Consider the following 20,866-nt stretch of genomic DNA (forward strand, 5'->3'; position numbering starts at 1 on the left):
GCTCCGGGGGCGGCCAGTTCGGAGGCCAGTTCGGAGGCCAGTTCGGCCACGGTCGGGGCGTTGAAGAGGTGGCTCGCGGTGGCGGGCAGACCCTGCGCCGCGAGGCGGGCGGCGACCCGTACGGCCTGCAGCGAGTTGCCGCCGAGCGCGAAGAACCCGTCGTCGCGCCCGACCCGAGCGACGCCGAGCACGTCCGCCCAGACCGCCGCGATCCGCCGCTCCACCTCGGTACGCGGCGCCCGCCCACCGTCCGTCACCGGGTCGCGTACGGCCGGGGCCGGCGGGGGAGGGACGGACGGTTCGGGTACAAGGGGCAGGTCGATGGCGGACACCGGTGCGCCGGGGTCGGCGGCCATGGCCTCCAGGGCCCGCACCAGCGCGTCCGCCAGCCACTCCATCACCGGCTCGGAGAAGGCGTCCAGGCGGTACTCCACGGTCACGGCGATCCCGTCAGGCCTCCCGCCGGGTCCGTAGTCGTCGGTCACGTCGACCAGCAGCTCGAACCGGGCCGCTCCGGTCCTGACCACCTCGACCCGCGACTCGACGCCCGGCAGCGACAGCTCGGCCCGCGCGTTGTTCTGCAGCGCCAGCACCACGTCGACGAGGGGATGCCGCCCGGGACGCCGTGCCGGGGCGAGCTCCTGCACGACCCGCTCGAACGGCACCTCCTGGTGCGAGAACGCCTCCAGATCCGTCTCCCGCACGCGCGACACCAGTTCGCCGGCGGACGGATCACCGGTGAGGTCGGTACGCAGGACGAGCAGGTTGACGAAGAACCCGACGAGGTCGTCCACCTCGTCGCCGGACCGCCCGGCGACCGGTGCCCCGATGGGCAGGTCGGTGCCCGCGCCCGCCCGTTCGAGCACCACGGCCAGTCCCGCCTGCAACACCATGAAGAGCGTGGCACCGCGTTCCCTGCCCAGTTCCACCAGCCGCCGGTGCAGGCCGGGGCCGACCTGCCTGAGCACCGTGCCCGCGGCGCCCGCCGTCTCCGCCCTCCATGTCCCCTGCTCGCGGGTCTGCGGCCTGCGCGGCAGCGGGAGCGGCTCGGGCATGCCCGCCAGCGTCCTGCGCCAGTAGCGCAGCTCGGCGGCGGGCAGCGCGTCCACCCGCGTATGGTGCCGCATCGCGTGGTCGGCGTACCGGACGGGCAGGGGAGGCAGTTCGGCGGGCCGGCCGGCGAGCCGCGCCCGGTAGGCCTGTGACAGGTCGCGCATGAACGGCGGCAACGACCACCCGTCGGTGGCGATGTGGTGCATGACCAGCAGCAGCGCGTGCTCGTCCGGCCCGGTCGTGAACAACACGGAATGGATAGGCAGCTCCGCGCCCAGGTCGAAGCGGTGCCTCGCCGCCTCGGACACCCGCGCGTCCAGTTCGTCCCGCGCCACGTCGACGGCTTCGAACCCGGGTTTGGCCTGCTCCGGCGGCAGCACCCTCTGGGCGGGGTCCCCGTCGTGGACGGTGAAGATCGTGCGCAGCGGTTCGTGCCGGGCCACCACGTCCTCCAGCGCCCCGCGCAGGGCCGCCACGTCCACGGGGCCGCTGAGCTGTACCAGCATGGGCATGTTGTAGGCCACGCCCGCGTCGATCTGGTCGAGGAACCACAGGCGGCGCTGCGCGAACGACAGCGCCCCGCCGGCGGGCACACCGCCCGCGGGGCCGTCAGGAGGGCCGGCGACGGGCGCCGGAGCGGGACGCGGGGCCGGGACGAGGGCGGCGACCGCGGCCACCGTCGGCCCTTCGAACAAAGCCCGGACGCCCACCTCCACGCCCAGCTCGGCATGGATCCTGCTGAGGAGCCTGGCCACGGTCAGCGAGTCGCCGCCCATGGCGAAGAAGTCGTCGTCCACCCCCACGTCCGGCACGCGGAGGACGTCGGAGAACAGCTCGCACAGCCGCCGCTCCACCTCGTTGCGCGGCGCCCCGGAGGAGCCGGCCGGCTCGTACGAGGGCGCGGGAAGGGCCGCCCGGTCCAGCTTGCCGGTCGCGGTCAGCGGCAACGCCTCCAGGACCACGAACGCCGACGGCACCATGAACGACGGCAGCGCGGCCGACGCGTGGGCCCGCAGCGCCTCGCCGTCCACCGTGTGCCCGGGGCGCGGCACCACGTACGCGACCAGCCGCCGCTCGCCGGGCGTGTCCTTCCTGGCCACCACGCGCACCTGACCGGCCGCCGGGTGGGCGGCCAGCACGGAGGCCACCTCGTCCGGCTCGATCCGGAACCCGCGGATCTTGACCTGCTCGTCGGCCCGCCCGGCGAACTCCAGCCTGCCCGCGCGGCGCCGTACGAGGTCGCCCGTGCGGTACATGCGCTCGCCCGGCGCGCCGAACGGGTCGGCCACGAACCGCTCGGCCGTCGCCCCTGGCTGCCCGAGATAGCCCAGGGCGAGCCCTTCCCCGGCGGCGTACAGCTCGCCGACCTCCCCGTCGGCCACCGGCCGCAGCCGCGCGTCCAGGACGTGCACCCGCTTGCCGCGCAGGGGCGCGCCGATGGGCACGGGCCCGTCGCAGGCGGTGATCGGGTGCGTGGTCATGAAGATCATGTTTTCGACGGGCCCGTAGCCGTTGCTGACCCGCAGCCCGGGATGGCGGTCGAGGGCGCGCCCGACGTGCGCGGGCGACGGGGCCTCCCCGCCGACGATCAGGTGCCGTACGCCGGCGAGCGCGCCGGGGTACTCGTCCACGATCACGTTGAACAGGCTGCTCGACAGGTACATGCAGGTGACGCCGTGCTCGGCGGCCAGCCGGGCCATCACCATCGGGTCGGGCCGCTGCCCCGGATGCAGCACGCAGGTGCCGCCGGACAGCAGCGGCCCCCACAGCTCCAGGGCGAAGGCGTCCCACGACACGGGGGAGCACTGCAGCCACACGGCGTCGAACGGCACGTAGTCCTGGCCCGTCACCGTGGCCACGATCGCCCGGTGCGGGGCGGCGACGCCCTTGGGCCTGCCGGTGGAGCCGGAGGTGTACATGACGCAGGCGACCCCGTCGTGGCGGGCGTCGTACGGCAGGCGTTCGATCCCCTCCGCGGTGAGGACGGCGGCGGCGCCCGCGTCGGACACGACGGCGCGCAGCCGTTCCTCGGGGAAGCCCGGGTCGAGCACGAGGTATCCGGCCCCGGCCTGCAGCACGGCGAGGAGCGCGACGACGAACTCGGCGTCGCGTTCCATGCGCACCCCCACCAGGCGGCCCGCCACCGCACCCGGGTCCGCGGAGAGCCGCGCGGCGAGCGCCGAGGCGCGCGCGTCCAGCTCCGCGTAGGTCAGCCGTTCGCCCTCGCAGATGAGCGCCGTCCTGCCGGGCGTGCGCGCCGCCTGCCGCGCGAAGACTTCGTGCACACCGCCTGCGGCCCCGTTCGTCACGCCCATCGTCAGGACCGGGTGAGGCTCGCCGGGCGCATGTCCGTCCAGTGCGTCTCGATGTAGGACAGGCACGCGGCCCGCGGGCTCTCCTCCAGCGCCACCCGCCAGCCCGCGGGCACGTCGATGCCGGCCGGCCAGAGCGAGTGCTGGTTCTCGTCGTTCACCAGCACCAGGTAGGAGCCGTTCTCGTCCTCGAAGGGGTTGGTGGTCATGGTCAGCCTCCCGCGGGTTGCTTCTCGAGGTCGGGGGTCAGCACGTCGATGTGGCGTACGGCACGGCGGGCCAGCCCCCACAGGGCGGCTGCCGCCCCGAGCAGGCCGGCGATGAACAACATCGCCGCCATGCCGCTGCCGGGGCCGGTCCCGACCAGGGGCCGCAGCAGCCCGGCCAGGCCGGTGCCGGCCGCCGCCTGCGGTTCGAAGACCTGGTCGGCGAGCGGCCCGGAGAAGGCCATCGCCACGGGCGAGGAGATCTGCGAGACGAACATGACGGCGCCGAACACCCGTCCCTGCCGGTCCTTCGGCACCTTGGTCTGGATGATCGACTGCATCGAGCCGTTGACGATCGGCATGATCATCGCGCCGACGAGCATGGCCGCGGTCCAGGCGACGACGCCATGCGCCATGGCCGTGACGATCTGCGCGCTGACGCACATGCCGACGACGCCGAGCATCATGCCGAGCACCCGGTTCTTCGGCCCGCCCCAGGCGGCCAGAAGCAGCCCGCCCGCGATGCCGCCGGCGCCGATGCCGGCGTTCACGCTGGCCAGCGCGGAGACGTCGCTGCCGGTCCTGGCCAGGATCATCGGCTGCACCACGGCGAACCCGAAGACCATCACCAGGTTGACCGTGAAGAACACCGAGATGAGCCCGCGCAGGCTGGGATGGGCGAACAGGTAGCGCAGCCCTTCCAGCGAGTCGGCGCCGAGGCGTTTGCGCGTCCCCGCCTCGCCGGGCTGGTCGCCGTCCATGCGCACCAGGCGTACGGTGAGCAATGCGACGGCGAAGCTCAGCAGGTCGATCCAGAGCACCACGCCGAGCCCGCCAGTCACCACGAGCAGCCCGGCCAGCGCGGGTCCTCCCACGTCGGCCACGCTCTTGGCGGTGGCGAGCAGGCCGTTGGCCCGCTGCAGCTGCTCCTTGCCGACCAGCAGCGGCACGGCCGACGACAGGGCGGGAAACTGGAAGGCGGCGGCGGCCCCGAGCATCGCGACCGTGACGTAGACCTGCCACAGGTGCAGGTCGCCGAGGAAGTAGACGGCCGTCATGGCGGCGACGGCCACGAGCCCGCCGAGGTCGGCCAGTTGCAGGGCGGTGCGCTTGCGGAAACGGTCGACGATGGCGCCCGCGGTGGGGCTCAGCAACATCTGGGGCAGCAGCGCGCACAGCGACAGCGCCACGACCTGGGTGACCTGGTGGTCGACCGTCCACGCCTGGATGACCAGGGAGAAACGGAGAACGGAATTTCCGACGAGGGTGACGACCTGGCCACCCCAAACCAGGCTGAATCTACCCATCCCAGAAAATCGATGGATAAATCGGTTCTGTTGCGACGGTTGTTGGGACGATGGAGGTCCACCCATGTGTGCCCGAGGCCCTTCTGATGAAAGGAACCCTGAGGTGGCCTACCGTTCACAGCCGCCTCATCAGTACCTTCACACACCATTATGGGCGGGGCAATACGCACTATGTGGTGTCGTAATTACGTCCTGTCAAAGGTCGAGGTCAGCCGCGCGGAGCGCTTCGGCGGCGACCGCGTGGCGCAATTCGCCGATGCCGTCGCGGCCGCGCACCGGGTGCACGGCGTTCGTCAGCAGCACCACGGTGAGCCGGCGAGCGGGGTCGACGACGAGCGAGGTGCCGGTGAAGCCGGAATGCCCGTACGCGCCGTCCAGCGGCCCCACGACGGACGGATCGCCGAGCCGCACCCCCAGCCCGTGCCGGAAGGGAGCGCCCTCAGCGCCCTGGTCGCGCGTCATCTCGGCGACGCTCTCCCCGCTCAGCATCGGGCCGCCGCCGCGCCGCAGCGCCTCGCCGAAGGCGAGCAGGTCCCCGGCCGTGGCGAACACTCCGGCGTGCCCCGCCACCCCGCCCAGCGCGTAGGCGGTCTCGTCGTGCACCTCGCCGCGTACACAACCGGGCCCAGGGCGTTCGGGTTTCCACTCGGTCGCCGCCACCCGCGCGGGCGACGCGGGACGGTAACCGGTGTCGGCCAGGCCGAGCACCTCGGTGACCCGCGTGCGGACCAGCACGTCCAGCGGCGCTGCGCCGGCCACCTCGGCGATGCGGCCCGCCATGACCATGCCGACGTCGCTGTAGAGGTAAGGGCCGCCGACCGGGTGGACGACCGGCGTCTCCAGCATCGCGGCCATCCGCGTGGCCGCGTCCGCGTCCGGCAGCTCCAGGTCGATGCGGCGGGTCGCCGGCAGGCCCGCCGTGTGGGTGAGCAGATGGCGCGGGGTGATCCGCCCGTCGCTCGCGGGGACGTGCCGCGTGACGGGCTCGTCCAGGTCCAGCCGGCCCTCCTCGGCCAGCCTGAGCAGCACGGCCGTGGTGAACAACTTGCTGATCGAGGCCAGGTCGAAGATCGAGTCGCGCCGTGCGGGCGGACGTTGCGCGGCAGGCGTTCCGTCCGCGCCGGCGTACCGTACGAGCTCGCCAGCCACCGAGGCGGCGGCGACCGAGCCGTTCACGGCGATCAGCGTGACCGCCGCGGAGCACACGCGCGGCACCGCGTCCGCCAGGATGGCGTCCAGCCGGGTGTTCAACACCGTCCCCTCATCCCCGTCGTGGTGTGATGGCGTCAGCCGCTCAGCGCGTCGCTGAGGCGCTCGCCGTGCGACTCCAGCAGCGCGCGGGCCGCCTCGGCGTCGAGCCCGTGCTGGATCATCAGCACCGCGATCTTCGCCTGGCCGTCGGCCGCGTCCAGCGCCGCCACGGCCGTCTCCTGGTCGGCTCCGGTGATGTCCCTGACCATGCGCAGCGCCCGGCCGGCGAGCTTGCTGTTCATCGCCGACATCTCGATCATCTCGTTGCCGTACGTGCGGCCGAGCCGCACCATGGCGATCGTGGAGATCATGTTCAGCACGAGTTTCTGCGCCGTCCCGGCCTTGAGCCGGGTCGAGCCGGTCACCACCTCGGGCCCCACGACCACCTCGATCGCATGCTCGGCGGCGGCCGACAGCGGCGCGCCCGTGTTGCACGACAGGGCGGCGGTGAGCGCGCCGCGCCCGGCCGCCTCAGCCAGCGCGCCCAGCACGAAAGGGGCCCTGCCGCTGGCGGAGACGCCCAGCACCGAGTCCAGCGGCCCCACCTCCAGGTCCTTCATGGCGGCGGCCCCGGCCTCCGCGTCGTCCTCCGCACCTTCTACCGACCGGGTCAGCGCATCGGGCCCGCCGGCGATGATCCCCTGCACGAGCGAAGGGTCGGTGCCGAACGTGGGCGGGCACTCGCTGGCGTCGAGCACCGCCAGCCGCCCCGAGGTCCCCGCGCCGACGTACAGCAGCCGGCCGCCCTCGGCCATCCGCGCCGCGATGGCGTCGATGGCGGCCGAGATGGCCGGGACGACCGCGGCCACGGCGGCGGGCACGGCCGTGTCGGCCTGGTTCATCAGTCGGGCGATCTCCTCGGTGGGCAGCCGGTCGATCTGGCTGTAGCGGGGGTCGCTCTGCTCGGTGGACAGCTCGGGTAGCGGATCAATCATGACGCTAATTTCCACCCTTTACTTCTCTCTTGTAAATATCTTTCAGACAATGGGTTCATGACGCACGTACGTACCGGAGCAGAACGGCTGGCCACGACCCCCTCGCTCGCAGGGGGAACCCGCCTCGGCCTGATCACGAACCCCACCGGAACCCTTCCCGACCTGACCCCCACCCCCGACGCGCTCATGGCCGCCGGCGCCGGCCTGACCGCCATGTTCGGCCCCGAGCACGGCATGCGCGGCACCGCCCAGGCGGCGGGCAGCGAGGGCGACACGGTGGACGAGAGGACCGGGCTGCCGGTGTACGACACCCACAAGCTCTCGGGCGAGGCGCTGGGCCGCGTCGTCGCCGCCTCCGGGGTGGACACCCTGGTCTTCGACATCGCCGACGTGGGCGCCCGCTTCTACACCTACGTCTGGACCATGTACGACCTCATGGAGTCCGCCGCCCGGCTGGGTCTGCGGTTCGTCGTGCTGGACCGGCCCAACCCGCTCGGCGGCACCGTGGAGGAGGGCCCGCTGCTCGACCCGGCGTTCGCCAGCTTCGTGGGCCGGTTCCCGCTTCCCGTACGGCACGGCAGGACCGTGGGGGAGCTGGCCGTGCTCTTCGGGTTCGACCTGGACCTGCACGTGATCGGGATGGAGGGCTGGCGGCGCGGCATGACGTACGCGGAGACCGGGCTGCCCTGGGTGATGCCGTCGGTCAACATGCCGACCGTGGACACCGCGCTCGTCTACCCGGGCACCGGCCTCTTCGAGGGCACCAACTTCTCCGAGGGGCGCGGCACCACCAGGCCGTTCGAGCTGGTCGGGGCGCCGTACGTGGACGGGCGCTTCGCTCCCGCGCTGGCCGGGCTGGGACTTCCGGGGGTGCGCTTCCGCGAGACGTGGTTCACGCCGACGTTCCACAAGCACGCCGGCACGCCCGTACGCGGCGTCCAGCTCCACGTGCACGACCCGGAAACGTTCCGGCCGGTGCTGACGGGCCTGTCGATGTTGCACGTGGCCCGCACGCTCTACCCGGAAGACCTGCGCTGGTGGGGCCCCGACCTGTTCATGGACCACCTGTGGGGCTCCGGCACGCTGACCCGCGCCCTGGAGGCCGGCGAGGACCCCCGCGCTCTGTGCCCGCCCCCGGCCCGTCCCGAGGGCCCACTGCTCTACGGCGGCGCCGCGCAGGGCTGATCGCGCGCCTGCGGGGGCCGCGTCCAGCGGCCCCCTGCGGGTGTCGACATGTGCACGGACGCGGGCCATCACGCCAGATCGCGCCGGTAGAGCCAGAAGACGCGTTCCGCCCGCGCGCCGACGGCGCGCGAGTAGAACCGCAACGGCCCGACCCACCCGATCTGGGCTGTGGCCTGCCCGGCGGCACGCTGGTCGGCCAGGCATCTGCGCAGCAGCACCCGCCCGAGGCCCAGGCCGCGCGCGTCCGGCGCGGTGCCCGTGGGCCCGAACCACGTGGGCCGCGCCCCCCAGGCGGCGAAGCCCAGGACCTGCCCGTCACGCTCGCCGTAGTGCACCTCGGCGGCGTGCTCCGCCTCCCAGGCCCACGAGTCGTTGAAGTGCTCGCGCACGAACGCCGTGACCCGCTCGCGGTCGTCGCCGGCCGCGCGCACGCGCACGCCCTGCCGCGCCAGCCGTTCGAGGTCGTCCTCGACGGACAGGTCCACGCTCAGGTCGGCGGTCATGTTCCAGGCGACGGAGTAGTTCTCGTACCCGAGGCGCTCGGCGAGGCTGGCGGCGGCGGTGTAGCGCACGTCGATGCCCGGCCAGGCGTAGCACGGCGTGTTGCCGGAGAAGCGCACCTGCCGGGCGCCCTGCCCGGCCAGCCACTCCTCGGCGGCCCGCACCAGCGCCCGCCCGCGCCCCTGGCCCTGCGCGGAGGGGTGCACGGCCAGCAAATCGATGTGCCCCGCCAGGTCCGTGGCCGACATCGACGCCATCACCACCCCGCCGTCCGTGGTCAGCGCCGTCCACGTGCGCCCGGCGGGAGGCCGCGACAGATAGCCGATCAGGGCCGCGGCCTCCGCGGTGTCCAGCGTCAGCGCCGCGGTGGCGGCCTCGGCCGCCTCGGCGAGACCGCCGGACGAACCGTTGGACCACTGGGCGGCCCGTACGGTGTGGGCCATCACACCTCGCTCATCGGACGGGCGATCACGCTGCGTCGTTCGGGGTAGAAGCACGCGTGCTCCTGCGGCACGCCCTCGGTCACCTGCAGCAGCGGGCGCTCGCTCGCGCACCGCTCGCCGCGGAACGGGCAGCGGCGGGCGAACAGGCAGCCCTCGTCGGACTGGCTCTCGTCCAGCGACTCCAGCGGCTCCACCGGCTGCTCGGCCGGCAGCTCCAGGCCGTGCAGCACCGGGATGGCCGACAACAGCGACTGCGTGTACGGGTGCACCGGGTCGGCGATGACCGTGTCCACCGGGCCGCGTTCGACGACCTGGCCGCGGTAGATGACGTACAGCTCGCCGTCGTCGCCGATGTAGCGGGCGGTGGCGACGTCGTGCGTGATGAACAGCACGCTCACCCCCAGCCGCTCGCGCAGGTCCTTCAGCAGCGCCAGGATGCCCAGCCGCAGCGACACGTCGATCATCGAGACGGCCTCGTCCGCGACGAGCATCTCGGGGTCGACGGTCAGCGCGCGGGCGATGACGACCCGCTGCCGCATGCCGCCGGACAGCTGGTGCGGGTAGCGCGACAACACCGAGCCGGGATCCAGCCCCACCATCGACAGCACCTCGGCCGCCCGCTCCTCCATCCACGACCTGGACCGCCCGGTCTGCCTGGCCCGCAGGCTGAGCGGCGCGTGCAGCGTCTGGTGCACGGTCCTGGTCGGGTTGAGCGCGGAGTAGGGGTCCTGGTGGATCATCTGGATCTTGCGGAAGTGCGGCTGGCGCTGCTTGGGCTTGATCGGCGACATCGGCACGTCGCCGATCACGACGTCGCCCGCGTCGTACGTCTCCAGCCCCGCGATGATCCGCCCCAGCGTCGTCTTGCCGCATCCGGACTCGCCGATGAACGAGGCCGCGCCGCCCTTCGGGATCGCGAAGTCGACGCCGCGCAGCGCCTGCACCTCGCGGGCGCCGAGCACCTTGCCCCGCTGCCTGAACGTCTTGACGATGCCGGTCCCGGTGATCATGCGTGCTCCTTCACGGTCACGGCGTGGCAGGCCACCGCCCTGGGCCCGTCGGCCCCGGTGTCGGCGCGGACGTCCGGGTCGACGGTGTCGCACACGTCCATGCGCAGCGGACAGCGCTCCCTGAACACGCAGCCCTCGGCCGGCACCGTGGCCAGCGTCGGCGGCCGTCCCGGCAGCGCCTGGGCCTCGTCGATGTCGCCGACGAGCCGGGGGATGGCCCTGATCAGGCCCTTGGTGTAGGGGTGGCGCGGCGCGCCCAGCACCTCCCTGGTCGGGCCCTGCTCCACCAGCCGCCCGCCGTACATGACGGCCAGCCGGTCGGCGACCTCGGCCACCACGCCGATGTCGTGCGTGATGACGAGCGTCGTCAGGCCGCGCTCCGCGTGCACCTCACGGACGATCTTCAGGATGTTCGCCTGGGTGATCATGTCGAGCGCGGTCGTCGGCTCGTCCAGCACGACCAGGTGCGCGTTGAGCACCAGCGCGAGCATGATGCCGACCCGCTGGCGCATGCCGCCGGACAGCTCGTGCTGGTGCGAGTCGAGCACCCGGGCGCCGTCCAGCCCCATCCGGCCGAGCAGCTCCTTGGCCTCGCGCACCAAAGCGCGCAGGTCCTCCACGCCGTGCGAGCGGCCCAGGTCGAGCAGCTGCTTGCCGACGGTCTTGAGCGGGTTGAGTGAGTTCTGGGCGGCCTGGAAGACGTAGCCGATGTGCTTGCCGCGCGCCTTGCGCAGCTGCTCGTTCCGCAGGCCGACCACGTCGCCGAGCCCGTCGATCTCGACGCTGCCGGCCGAGATCCGGCCGGGCGGCTGCACCGCGTTCAGCAGCGACAGCGCGAGCGTGGACTTGCCCGAGCCGGACTCGCCCACGATGCCGGTGATCGTGCCTGGCTCCAGCGTCAGGTCCACGTCCCTGACCGCGGGCAGCTCGCCCGCGGGCGTCTTGTAGACGACCGTGAGGCCGTCGATGCGCACTCCCGGCGCGGTCTTCGTCACGGTCACTCCTCGCGCAGCCGGGGGTTGAAGATCTCGTCCATGGCGTCGACCACCAGCACGATGGCCAGCGTCAGCAGCAGGATCGCCAGCAGCGGCCCGAGCAGGAATCCGAGCGCGCTCGGCACCGTCAGCGCCCCCGAGCGGAACACGGCCGTGTTGAGCATCTGGCCCCAGTTGTTCGACTCGTACGGCAGCACGCCCAGGAAGAAGAGCCCGACCTGGGAGTAGACGCCGCCGGTGATGGCGATGAGCATGTTCATCGCGATGTACGGGGCCATGCTCGGCAGCAGTTCCTTGCCCACGATGTGCGTGGTGGACAGCCCGAGCCCGCGCGCCGCCTCGATGAAGCCGCGCTCGCGCAGCGACAGGGTCTGCGCCCGCACGGCCCGCGCCACGCCGCCCCAGCTGAGCAGCCCCAGCACCAGGCCCATCTGCACGGCGCTGTTGAACTTCCACACCGTGGACAGCACCAGCAGCAGCGGCAGGCCGGGAATGGTCAGCTTCATGTCGGTGAGCCGCATGAGCACGGTGTCCCAGCGGCCCCGCTTGAAGCCGGAGAACAGGCCGATGGCGGTGCCCAGCACGACCGTGATGACGGCGGTGACGAGGGCGGCCAGCAGCACGTACCGGGAGCCGGTGACCACCAGGGCGATCACGTCCCTGCCCTGGTCGTCGGTGCCCAGCCAGTGCTGCCAGCTCGGCGGCCTGGTGAGCATGGAGGGGTCGCGGGGCAGTGGGTCGCCGTAGAACAGCGGCCCGAACAGGCCCATGAACACGAACCCGGCCATCAGCACGACGCCCACGAGGCGGCTGGGCTTGCGCTTCATCACGCGCCACACGCCGGACCAGAAGTTGCGCCGCATGGCGGCGCTCGTCGCCGTGCTCTCCAGCAGCACACTCATGCGCCGACCTCCTCCCCGCCGCGGACCCGCGGGTCGATCACGCTGTAGAACAGGTCCGCGAGAATGTTGGCCACGATGATGGCCGCCGTGATCAGCAGGAACGCCCCGCTCATCAGCGCGTAGTCGCGCATGGTGATGCTGTCGAGCAGCAGCAGGCCGAGGCCCGGGTAGTTGAAGATGCGCTCGATGAACACCGCGCCGCCGAGCAGCAGCCCCAGCGACAGCGCGAGGATCGTGAACAGCGGCAGGATCGCGTTGCGCGCGATGTACCTGAAGATGATCGAACGCTTCATCCCGCGCAGCTCGGCGGCCAGGATGAAGTCGTCGCCCAGCACGGTCACCACGCTCGACTTCATCGCCAGGATCCACCCGCCGTAGGCGGCCAGCGCGTACGTCAGCACCGGCAGCACCGCGTGCTCGGCGAGCGAGCCGATGTAGCCGGCGTTGAACCCGGGCTCGAACAGGATGTCCACGGGCCCGTCGGCGGGCAGGATCGGGATGAGCGTGGCGAAGATCGCGCTGAGCAGCAGCCCCAGCACGTACTGCGGCACGCCGTGCAGCAGCGATCCCGAGATGGCGAGGATGTCGCCGAGCTTGCCCGTGCGCTTGATGGCCGCGTAGACGCCCAGGATGATGCCGACGAGGAAGCTCAGCAGCGTGCCGGCCAGCACCGGGAGCACGGTCCACTTGGCCGCCTCGCCGAGCACCTGGGTGACCGGGGCGCCGGCGTGGGTGACGGACTGCCCCAGGTCGAAGGTGAGCAGGCCCGCCATGTAGTCGGTGTACTGCTGCCAGAGCGAGCCCGAGGGCTGGAACCCGTACAGCACGCGGGTCGCCTGTTCGGCCGCCTCGGGCGCCATGCCCTGTTCGATCAGCTTCTGCACGTTCGCGGCGACAGGGTCACCGGGAATGCTCCTGACGATGAAGAAACTGATCGTGGCGACGACCAGGATCATGACGATCCCGCGGGCCAGATGGCCCGCGAGTCGGCGTGCGATGACCGTCATAGGCTCTTTCTCTACTGCTTCTTCTTGACCAGGCCGAGCTGGATCCAGACCCCGGCCGGCAGGCGCAGCAGGTCGCTGTCCTGCTCGGGCCAGCCGGTGAAGCGGCTGGTGTTGGTGAACTGCGTGTTCACGTAGTCCCAGAGCTGGATGGCGGGAAGGTCCTGGTTGGCGGCCTTGGCGAGCTGCGACATGATCGGCTTGGCCTCCTCGGCGGAGGCCGCGTTCAGCTTCTCGGTCAGCTCACCCGGGTTGATCTTGCCGACGCCTTCGACGTCGATCTCCTCGGAGCTGCCCATCCAGTTGCCGCCCTTGCCGGGGGCGCTGTGCTTGACCTTGCCCGCGACGTTGGTCCAGCCGTTGGAGGCGCCGTAGAGGCGCTGGTAGATGTCGTACGGCGCCGGGCCGAGCGCCATCAGCCAGAAGCCGACGTCGTACTTGCCGGCCGCGATCTCCTCGAGATAGATCGGGTAGTCGGCGACGGTGACGACCTCGGCGTCCACGCCGTTCTCGATGAGCTGGCTCTTGATGTTCTCCTGCGCGGAGATCCAGTCGGAGAAGCCGGAGGGCGCGTGCATGGTCACCTTCCACGGCGACCCGTCGGCCAGCGCCCACTTGCCGTTCTTCTTCTGCAGGCCGGCTTCCTTGAACTCCGTCTCGGCCTTGGCCACGTCGTGGGCGTACGGCTCCAGGCTCGACAGCTCCGAGCCGATCCACTCCTGGGCGGGCTTCTGGTGCATGCCGGAGGTGGTCACGGCCGCCGTGCCGCCCTCGGGCGAGGCCACCTTGGTGACCTGCTGGCGGTCGATGAGGTAGGCCAGGCCGCGCCGCACGTGCACGTTGTCGTACGGCTTCTTCGACTGGTTGAACGCCATGCCGACGGCCACCGGCGAGAAGCCCTTGATCAGGTGGGAGCCCGGGGTCTGCTTGATGCGGTTCATCACGTCGGTCGGGGCGGCGACGAAGCCGGACTGGTCGAGCTTGCCGGCGGTCAGGTAGTTCCAGATCTGCTCGTTGCCGCTGAAGTTGAGGAACTTCACCTGGTCGGGCGCGACGTTGGCGGCGTTGAAGAAGCTCTTGTTCTTCACCAGCAGCGCCTCGCCGGGATTGACCCGCTCCAGCGTGAACGGGCCGGCGGAGACGTCGTTCGGCGGCTTGAAGGCGAGCACCTTCTGGCCGACGGCGAGGATCTCCTCGCGCGCCTTCTCCGCGGCGTCGCCGGTTTCCCTCGACGTCTTCAGCTTCTCCCAGAAGTCGGCGGGCAGCACGCTGTTCCACACGTGCGCGGGCACGATGATGCTGTCGAGGACACCCCGGGCGAACTTCGAGCTCGGGTTCGACATGTCCTGGGTGACCTTGACGGTCTTGTCGTCGACGACCTCCACGTCGGCCGCCGCGCCGGCCGCGCCGGGCGTGATCGCGAACGCGGTGCTGCCCTGCGTGTAGGCGATGCCGATCGAGAGCTTGACGTCCTCGGCCGTCACCGGCTTGCCGTCGGACCACTTGGCGTTCGGCTGCAGGTGCATGGTGATCGAGGAGTTGTCCTCCGCGATCTCCCACTTCTCCGCGATGGCGGGGTAGAACTGGTTGGGGTCGGTCACGTGGTTCTTGACCCAGCCCAGCTTCATCGCGTTGTAGCCCAGGAAGGAGTTACCCTTCGGGTGCCACGGGTTGGCGGGCGCGCTCGCGTCGAGGCCCGGCCTGTTGACGTCGATCGTGGTGAAGAGCCCGCCACCACCGCCCGAGCCGCCTGACTTGTCGGTGGTGCCACCACTGCACGCCGCAGTCGCGGTGGCAAGGCCCAGCAACGCCACTACCGCTGCCAGTCGCTTCATTTGCCGCTCCGGAGGATGTCGAGCCTGTTGAGGGATCTGCAGGAGTTGACCGGACACTACGATCGCGTCAGACCGGCGTCAATAATCTCCAGATGTTGTGAGGCTAATGTAACTTTCCTTCATCAGTGTGCGAAGTGGAGCTAAGCACCGTCAAGTAAAACGTCAGTTCATTACCAAGACGGCAGCCCCGTTGACCTGGTCGTTCGCCAGATCGGTCAGCGCCCGAGCGGCCTCCTCCAAGGGATAGGGCGTCGTCGTCACCCGCGGCCGGTGGGCCAGCGCGAGCTCCAGATAGGCCCGCCCGTCCGCCCTGGTGTTGGCCGTCACGCTGCGCAGGGTCCGCTCCTCGAACAGGTGCCGCTCGTAGTTCAGCGGCGGCACGTCGGTCAGGTGGATCCCGGCGACGGCCAGCGTCCCGCCCCTGTCGAGCGCCTCCAGCGCCGGCGGCACCAGCGTGCCCACCGGCGCGAACAGGATGGCCGAGTCCAGCGGCTCCGGCGGCCGGTCGTTTGTTGCCGAGGCCGCTCCCAGCTCCAGCGCCAGCTCACGGGCGGCCGGAGACCTGCTGACGGCGTGCACCGTCGCCCCCTGCGCGATGGCGGCCTGCGCGGTCAGGTGGGCCGAGGCGCCGAATCCGTAGATGCCCAGCCGCCCGCCCTGCGGCAGGTCGGCGCGGGCCAGCGCCCGGTAGCCGATGATGCCCGCGCACAACAACGGCGCCAGCCACTCGGCGGGCGGCTCGCCGGGCAGGGGATAGACGTAGGCGGACGGCGCGACGAGATAGTCGGCGAACCCGCCGTCGGCGTCCCACCCGGTGTAGGCGGAGCGTGGGCAGAGGTTCTCCATCCCCCTGACGCAGTAACGGCACGTCCCGCAGGTGGAGCGGAGCCAGGCGACCCCGACCCGCTGGTCCGTGCCGACGACCCGGCCGACCGCCTGGTGGCCCGGGGTGGTGCGGGGCCGCCGCGGCGCCAGGTCGCCCTCCGCCAGATGCAGGTCCGTACGGCACACGCCGCACGCCTCCACCCGCACCAGCACCTCACCGGGCCCCGGCCGCGGCACCTCCCGCTCGACGAGCTCCAGCGGCCCCGACGCCATCGGCCCCGGCCGGTCCACCACCCAGGCGCGCACGTCAGCCCCTGGCGAGCCGCTGGTGGGCGAGGGCGGCGTAGAGCGCGGCCCCGTCCGGCAGCACCGAGTCGTCGAAGACCGCCTCGGGGGCGTGGTTGTAGGGGGCCGTGGCCGGGTCGCGGCCGGGCGGGCACGCCCCCAGGAAGACGAACGCGCCGGGCACGGCGTCCAGCACGTGCGAGAAGTCCTCCGAGCCCATCACCGGCTGCGGGGAGACGAAGTAGCGCCCTGGCCCGAACAGCTCGTCGGCGGTCCTGCCCAGGAAGTCCGCCTCGCTCTCGTCGTTCACCGTCACCGGGTAGCCCATGCCGAACGAGACCTCGGCCTTCATTCCGTGGGCCGCCGCGATGTTCTCCACGACCTCCACCAGCCGCCGCTTGACCAGCGTCCGGTTCTCCTTGCTGAACGTGCGCACCGTCGCGTCGAAACGGGCGTCGTCGGGGATGATGTTGTCGGCCGTGCCGCCGTGGAAGCTGCCCACCGTCACGACCACGGGGTCGAACACGTCGAACGTCCTCGTCACCATCGTCTGCAGCGCCGTGACCATCTCGCAGCCCGCCTGGATCGGGTCGAGCGAGCGGTGCGGGGTGGAGCCGTGGCCGCCCCGCCCCCTGATCGTCACGGAGAACATGTCCGCCGCCGCCAGGATCGGCCCCGGCCTGGAGGCGAACAACCCGAGCGGCAACATCGAGGAGACCACGTGCATGCCGTAGGCCGCCACCGGGCGGGAGCCCGCGGCGTCGAGCACGCCCTCGGCGATCATGTGCTTGGCGCCGTCGTGGCCCTCCTCTCCCGGCTGGAACATGAAGACGACGTCGCCGGTCAGCTCGTCACGCCGCGCGCTCAGCAGCCGCGCCGCTCCCACCAGCATCGCGGTGTGCAGATCGTGCCCGCACGCGTGCATCTGCCCCGCCAGCCGGGAGACGTACGGCAGGTCGTTCTTCTCCGTCACGGGAAGCGCGTCCATGTCGCCGCGCAGCAGTACGGCGGGACCCGGCCGACCGCCCCTCAGCACAGCGGTCATGGAGCTCAGCGCCGTGCCCGTCTTGATCTCCAGAGGCAGCCCGTCCAGAGCCGCCAGCACTTTCTCCTGGGTGCGGGGCAAGTGGAGACCGATCTCCGGAGTGGTGTGCAGCGAGTGCCTGAGCTGAACGATTTCATCCCGCATGTCCTGCGCGGACTCAGTGAACGACATGAGGCCCATTGTTCATGTCCGTGCCTCCACGTCCAATCAGCCATGCTGGCGGCGGTTCATCCGCCTATGTGGCGCCGAGGGCCGCCGAGGCGCGCTCGGTAGGATGGGGCGGTGACCGAGCGTAAACGGATCGACTTCTGGTTGTCCGACATGGACGGCGTCCTCGTCCACGAGGGGCGGCCGATCCCCGGTGCGGACGAATTCATCAAACGGCTCAGCGAGTCCGGCAAACCCTTCCGGGTGCTGACCAACAACTCGATCTACACGGCGCGCGACCTGTCCGTGCGGCTGAGCGCCGCCGGCCTCGACGTGCCCCCCGACTCCATCTGGACCTCCGCCGTGGCCACCGCGGAGTTCCTCGACGACCAGCGGGCGGGCGGTTCGGCGTACGTGATCGGCGAGGCCGGCCTGACGACGGCGCTGCACGAGGTGGGCTACGTGCTCACCGACCTCGACCCCGACTACGTCGTGCTCGGCGAGACCCGCACCTACAGCTTCACCCAGATCACCCGCGCCATCCGCCTCATCGAGGGCGGCGCGCGCTTCATCGCCACCAACCCCGACGCGATCGGCCCCTCCACCGAAGGTTCCCTGCCGGCCTGCGGCGCCGTCGCCGCCATGATCACCAAGGCCACGGGCGTCGACCCCTACTTCGTCGGCAAGCCCAATCCCCGCATGATGCGCAGCGCCCTCAACGCGATCGGCGGGCACAGCGAGACCACCGCGATGATCGGCGACCGCATGGACACCGACATCGTGTGCGGCATGGAGGCGGGGCTCTACACGATCCTCGTCCTCACCGGTGTCACCACGCGCGACGAGGTCGAGCGTTTCCCCTACCGCCCGTCCCTCGTGGTCGACTCGGTGGCCGACCTCATCGACCGCATCTGAACCTGACGCCCGCTGACAGGTCCACCTGGCAGGCTCACTCGTCATGACCCCCATTTATCTGGAGACAGGCCCGAAGAAGGTGTTCGCCTGTTCGCTCGACTGGCCCGGCTGGTGCCGGATCGCCAAGGGCGAGGAGGCGGCGCTCGACCGGCTCGCCGGCTACGCGCCCCGCTACCGCGTGGTGGCCGCGCGGGCCGGGCTGGAGTTCGCGCCGGGCGATCCCGTGGTGGTGGCGCGCGTGCCGGGCAGCGACATGACCGACTTCGGGGTGCCGTACGCGGTCCCGGATCTGGACCACGAACCGCTGCCGGGTCCCGAGGCGGAGCGCGGCGTCGCCCTGCTGCGGGCGGCCTGGGACCTGTTCGGCGAGACCGCCGCCGCCTCGCCGGAGGACCTGCGCAAGGGTCCCAGGGGAGGCGGACGCGACCTCACGAAGATCGTCGATCACGTGGAGAACGCCGAGCGCGCCTTCGCCAGGAAGGTGGGCGTGCGGCACCGGCCGTACCGGTCGCGTGGCGAGCGCGACGCGATGCGCGACGAACTGGCGGAGGTGTTGTCGCGCCCGTGGGAGCCGCCCCTGACGACGGGATGGCCGCCCCGCTACGCGCTGCGCCGCATCGCCTGGCACGTCATCGACCACCTCTGGGAGATCGAGGACCGGTGCTGAGCCGCCCGGCCGTTACGGTGAACCCCCGGCATACTCACGCGCTGCGACCATATGATGACAGGAGCGAGGCCGCCGGCGCGGGCGGCCGCGGTTCCCATCCGGTCATGGCAGAGGCGGGCGTGCGTGGACATGCGGGCGGAGATTCTCGAGCTGAAACTCCGTGTCGAAGAGCTTGAGTCGGGCGTCCGGCACGGGATCGTGGCGGCCGGGAGCGGCAGGCCGCCCGACCGCCAGGCCGAGCTCCTGCGCGAGATCGACGACCGGACCAGGAGCCTGCTGACGGAGGTCGCGGCGGTGCGGTCCGCGCTCGCGGACGGCAGGGTCGAGATGGTCGAGCAGTTCGCGGCCGTCGAAACGGAGGTCGCGGCCATCCGGCGGGAGGTGAAAGCCTGGCCGTCCTCTCCCGCAGGGGGCGAGCGCGAGGCCGCCCGGCCGGAGCTGGAGGAGAAGTTCAGCTCCCTGCGGGCCGAGATGACCGATCTGGGCGTCAAACTCGACCGCCTGCTGAAGCGGGAGAACGGCTGAGGCCTGCGGCGCCCGCCGCCGGTCAGGCGTCCTGACCGATGAGCCGGGGCAGGTGGGTGATGGCGGACGACAGGTAGTCCGCCACGGCTTCGGGCACCAGGTGGCGCGTGGTGATCTCCGTTCGGTCCAGCGGCACCCGCACCACCTCGTACACCCCGCGTGACGGATCCTCGAACTCCGGGCCGTGCCGCAGCTCGGGGTCCATCGACGCCAGCCGGCAGCCGAAGACGTGCTGCGTCTTGACCGCGTCCTTCCAGGCGTACGACACGGTGATCAGCGGTGTCACGCCGAAGACCGTGGCGCCGAGCTCCTCCAGCAGTTCGCGGCGCAACGTGCCGACCAGCGAGCCGTCCTCCGGCTCGACGTGGCCGCCCGGCACCGACCAGTAGATGTCGCGGCCCGGCACGGTGCGCCGGAAGAGCACCAGACGCTCGTCGTCGTCGAGAAGGACACCCCGGACACTCGGTCGCATACGCCCACCCTATTTGGCCGGTATGTCCTTCGGGTAGCCTAACCTACGGTACCGTAACCTGAAGGAGAAGATCCCTTATGGCGATGACTCAGACGGAGCTGCTGCACGAGCTCGAGCCCGTGGTCGCGGGAGAGCTCGACCGCCACGAGAAGATGGCCAAAGAGTGGTTCCCGCACGAGTACATCCCGTGGAGCGAAGGCCGCGACTTCGATGGCATCTACGGGGGCGAGGCGTGGCAGGAGAGCGACTCCAAGATCCCTGAGGCGGCCCGCGTCTCGCTCATCGTCAACCTTCTCACCGAGGACAACCTGCCGAGCTACCACCACGAGATCGCCACCACGTTCGGCCGAGACGGCGCGTGGGGCACCTGGGTGCACCGGTGGACCGCCGAGGAGGACCGCCACGGCACCGCGCTGCGCGACTACCTCACCGTGACCCGCGCCGTCGACCCCGTCGCGCTCGAGCGGGCCAGGATGCGTCACATGGAGCACGGCTTCGCCACCGAGTACGGCACCATGCTCCAGCAGCTCGCGTACGTCTCCTTCCAGGAGCTGGCCACCCGCATCTCGCACCGCAACACCGGCAGGGCCTCCGGCGACGAGGGCTGCGAACGGCTGCTCGCCAGGATCGCCGCGGACGAGAACCTGCACATGCTCTTCTACCGCAACCTGCTCAAGGCCGCCTTCGAGCTCGACCCCAACCAGACCATGCGCTCGGTCACCGACGTCGTCACGACATTCCAGATGCCGGGCACGGGCATGGAGGGCTTCGCCCGCAAGGCCATGATCATCGCCCACGAGGGCATCTACGACCTGCGCCTCCACCTCGACGACGTGCTCATGCCGGTGCTGCGGCAGTGGGCCGTGTTCGACAAGACCGGGCTGGACGCCGAGGGTGAGCGGGCCCGCGAAGAACTCTCGGCGTACCTGGAGAAGACCGACGCGACCGCCGCCCGGTTCGTCGAACGCCGGGAGGAGCGCCGCGCCCGCGCCGCCGCTCGTCAGTGACCCCCGCGCACCGGGCCGACCGCCGATGGCATGATGACG

19 protein-coding genes are annotated in these 20,866 nt (G+C 71.3%); 5 read left to right on the forward strand and 14 right to left on the reverse strand.

The window, feature by feature from the left end; translation table 11 throughout:
- The 5 genes from GUY59_RS34650 to murQ all read right to left on the reverse strand — a co-directional run.
- On the reverse strand, positions 1 to 3,368 hold a 3,368-nt coding region (locus tag GUY59_RS34650), incomplete at its 3' end, for a condensation domain-containing protein (RefSeq protein ID WP_161714844.1).
- Between the two features lie 2 nt (positions 3,369 to 3,370).
- On the reverse strand, positions 3,371 to 3,574 hold the full coding sequence (locus GUY59_RS34655; protein ID WP_132341522.1) for an MbtH family protein: 204 nt from the start codon (positions 3,572 to 3,574) through the stop codon (positions 3,371 to 3,373).
- Positions 3,575 to 3,576: 2 nt separating this feature from the next.
- Positions 3,577 to 4,878 (reverse strand): MFS transporter, encoded by a 1,302-nt coding sequence (locus GUY59_RS34660; RefSeq protein ID WP_161714845.1) that lies wholly within the window; start codon positions 4,876 to 4,878, stop codon positions 3,577 to 3,579.
- Positions 4,879 to 5,073: 195 nt separating this feature from the next.
- Entirely contained in the window at positions 5,074 to 6,132 is a 1,059-nt protein-coding gene (locus GUY59_RS34665; RefSeq protein WP_252375121.1) for a serine hydrolase domain-containing protein, read from the reverse strand.
- 32 nt (positions 6,133 to 6,164) lie between these two features.
- Positions 6,165 to 7,064, reverse strand: a complete 900-nt coding sequence (gene murQ, locus GUY59_RS34670) for an N-acetylmuramic acid 6-phosphate etherase (RefSeq protein WP_138205061.1) — start codon at positions 7,062 to 7,064, stop codon at positions 6,165 to 6,167.
- A 57-nt stretch (positions 7,065 to 7,121) separates the two neighbouring features.
- Between murQ and GUY59_RS34675 the strand changes: the two genes are divergently transcribed.
- Positions 7,122 to 8,249, forward strand: coding sequence for an exo-beta-N-acetylmuramidase NamZ family protein (locus GUY59_RS34675; protein ID WP_138205059.1), 1,128 nt, complete (start codon positions 7,122 to 7,124; stop codon positions 8,247 to 8,249).
- A gap of 68 nt (positions 8,250 to 8,317) precedes the next feature.
- On the opposite strand, the gene GUY59_RS34680 is transcribed toward GUY59_RS34675, so the two are convergent.
- The 8 genes from GUY59_RS34680 to GUY59_RS34715 form a co-directional block, all read right to left on the reverse strand.
- Positions 8,318 to 9,193 (reverse strand): GNAT family N-acetyltransferase, encoded by an 876-nt coding sequence (locus GUY59_RS34680; RefSeq protein WP_138205073.1) that lies wholly within the window; start codon positions 9,191 to 9,193, stop codon positions 8,318 to 8,320.
- Entirely contained in the window at positions 9,193 to 10,203 is a 1,011-nt protein-coding gene (locus GUY59_RS34685; protein WP_138205057.1) for an ABC transporter ATP-binding protein, read from the reverse strand. The genes GUY59_RS34680 and GUY59_RS34685 overlap by 1 nt, the downstream gene beginning before the upstream one ends.
- Positions 10,200 to 11,198 carry an ABC transporter ATP-binding protein gene (locus GUY59_RS34690; RefSeq protein WP_252375120.1) on the reverse strand — a complete coding sequence of 333 codons (999 nt, stop codon included), beginning with the start codon at positions 11,196 to 11,198 and terminating at the stop codon, positions 10,200 to 10,202. Before GUY59_RS34690 ends, GUY59_RS34685 begins: the two co-directional genes overlap by 4 nt.
- 2 nt (positions 11,199 to 11,200) lie before the next feature.
- Positions 11,201 to 12,100 carry an ABC transporter permease gene (locus GUY59_RS34695; protein WP_132338397.1) on the reverse strand — a complete coding sequence of 300 codons (900 nt, stop codon included), beginning with the start codon at positions 12,098 to 12,100 and terminating at the stop codon, positions 11,201 to 11,203.
- Positions 12,097 to 13,107: an ABC transporter permease gene (locus tag GUY59_RS34700; protein ID WP_138205055.1), complete on the reverse strand. Its 1,011-nt coding sequence runs from the start codon at positions 13,105 to 13,107 to the stop codon at positions 12,097 to 12,099. Before GUY59_RS34700 ends, GUY59_RS34695 begins: the two co-directional genes overlap by 4 nt.
- 11 nt (positions 13,108 to 13,118) lie before the next feature.
- The gene (locus GUY59_RS34705; protein WP_171055525.1) at positions 13,119 to 14,939 is read right to left on the reverse strand and encodes an ABC transporter substrate-binding protein; all 1,821 of its coding nucleotides are present in this window, start codon (positions 14,937 to 14,939) and stop codon (positions 13,119 to 13,121) included.
- A 162-nt stretch (positions 14,940 to 15,101) separates the two neighbouring features.
- Positions 15,102 to 16,070, reverse strand: coding sequence for a zinc-dependent alcohol dehydrogenase family protein (locus GUY59_RS34710; RefSeq protein WP_212746275.1), 969 nt, complete (start codon positions 16,068 to 16,070; stop codon positions 15,102 to 15,104).
- 1 nt (position 16,071) lies between these two features.
- On the reverse strand, positions 16,072 to 17,265 hold the full coding sequence (locus GUY59_RS34715; protein ID WP_138205053.1) for a M20 metallopeptidase family protein: 1,194 nt from the start codon (positions 17,263 to 17,265) through the stop codon (positions 16,072 to 16,074).
- 111 nt (positions 17,266 to 17,376) lie between these two features.
- Between GUY59_RS34715 and GUY59_RS34720 the strand changes: the two genes are divergently transcribed.
- The 3 genes from GUY59_RS34720 to GUY59_RS34730 all read left to right on the forward strand — a co-directional run bounded on the left by GUY59_RS34720 (position 17,377) and on the right by GUY59_RS34730 (position 19,348).
- Entirely contained in the window at positions 17,377 to 18,156 is a 780-nt protein-coding gene (locus GUY59_RS34720) for an HAD-IIA family hydrolase (protein ID WP_132338389.1), read from the forward strand.
- A gap of 43 nt (positions 18,157 to 18,199) precedes the next feature.
- Entirely contained in the window at positions 18,200 to 18,823 is a 624-nt protein-coding gene (locus GUY59_RS34725) for a hypothetical protein (protein ID WP_138205051.1), read from the forward strand.
- Positions 18,824 to 18,946: 123 nt separating this feature from the next.
- Positions 18,947 to 19,348 carry a hypothetical protein gene (locus tag GUY59_RS34730; protein ID WP_132338385.1) on the forward strand — a complete coding sequence of 134 codons (402 nt, stop codon included), beginning with the start codon at positions 18,947 to 18,949 and terminating at the stop codon, positions 19,346 to 19,348.
- A 22-nt stretch (positions 19,349 to 19,370) separates the two neighbouring features.
- On the opposite strand, the gene GUY59_RS34735 is transcribed toward GUY59_RS34730, so the two are convergent.
- A complete protein-coding gene (locus GUY59_RS34735; protein ID WP_138205049.1) occupies positions 19,371 to 19,820 on the reverse strand; it encodes an NUDIX hydrolase in 450 nt (149 codons plus the stop codon).
- Positions 19,821 to 19,897: 77 nt separating this feature from the next.
- Here GUY59_RS34735 and GUY59_RS34740 point away from each other — a divergent pair, with 77 nt between their 5' ends.
- A complete protein-coding gene (locus tag GUY59_RS34740) occupies positions 19,898 to 20,827 on the forward strand; it encodes an acyl-ACP desaturase (protein WP_138205047.1) in 930 nt (309 codons plus the stop codon).
- Positions 20,828 to 20,866: the final 39 nt, after the last annotated feature.

Origin of the sequence: Nonomuraea sp. K271, from assembly GCF_009908215.1 — a bacterium.
In the GTDB taxonomy this organism is placed as follows: Bacteria; Actinomycetota; Actinomycetes; order Streptosporangiales; family Streptosporangiaceae; genus Nonomuraea; species Nonomuraea longispora.

Bases quoted from the DNA above. Each gene is read 5' to 3' on its own strand.
- GUY59_RS34740 (WP_138205047.1), top strand. From the start codon at position 19,898: ATGGCGATGACTCAGACGGAGCTGCTGCACGAGCTCGAGCCCGTGGTC.
- GUY59_RS34715 (WP_138205053.1), bottom strand. From the start codon at position 17,265: ATGTCGTTCACTGAGTCCGCGCAGGACATGCGGGATGAAATCGTTCAG.
- murQ (WP_138205061.1), bottom strand. From the start codon at position 7,064: ATGATTGATCCGCTACCCGAGCTGTCCACCGAGCAGAGCGACCCCCGC.
- GUY59_RS34660 (WP_161714845.1), bottom strand. From the start codon at position 4,878: ATGGGTAGATTCAGCCTGGTTTGGGGTGGCCAGGTCGTCACCCTCGTC.
- GUY59_RS34695 (WP_132338397.1), bottom strand. From the start codon at position 12,100: ATGAGTGTGCTGCTGGAGAGCACGGCGACGAGCGCCGCCATGCGGCGC.
- GUY59_RS34725 (WP_138205051.1), top strand. From the start codon at position 18,200: ATGACCCCCATTTATCTGGAGACAGGCCCGAAGAAGGTGTTCGCCTGT.
- GUY59_RS34685 (WP_138205057.1), bottom strand. From the start codon at position 10,203: ATGATCACCGGGACCGGCATCGTCAAGACGTTCAGGCAGCGGGGCAAG.
- GUY59_RS34700 (WP_138205055.1), bottom strand. From the start codon at position 13,107: ATGACGGTCATCGCACGCCGACTCGCGGGCCATCTGGCCCGCGGGATC.
- GUY59_RS34705 (WP_171055525.1), bottom strand. From the start codon at position 14,939: ATGAAGCGACTGGCAGCGGTAGTGGCGTTGCTGGGCCTTGCCACCGCG.
- GUY59_RS34675 (WP_138205059.1), top strand. From the start codon at position 7,122: ATGACGCACGTACGTACCGGAGCAGAACGGCTGGCCACGACCCCCTCG.
- GUY59_RS34735 (WP_138205049.1), bottom strand. From the start codon at position 19,820: ATGCGACCGAGTGTCCGGGGTGTCCTTCTCGACGACGACGAGCGTCTG.
- GUY59_RS34655 (WP_132341522.1), bottom strand. From the start codon at position 3,574: ATGACCACCAACCCCTTCGAGGACGAGAACGGCTCCTACCTGGTGCTG.
- GUY59_RS34680 (WP_138205073.1), bottom strand. From the start codon at position 9,193: ATGGCCCACACCGTACGGGCCGCCCAGTGGTCCAACGGTTCGTCCGGC.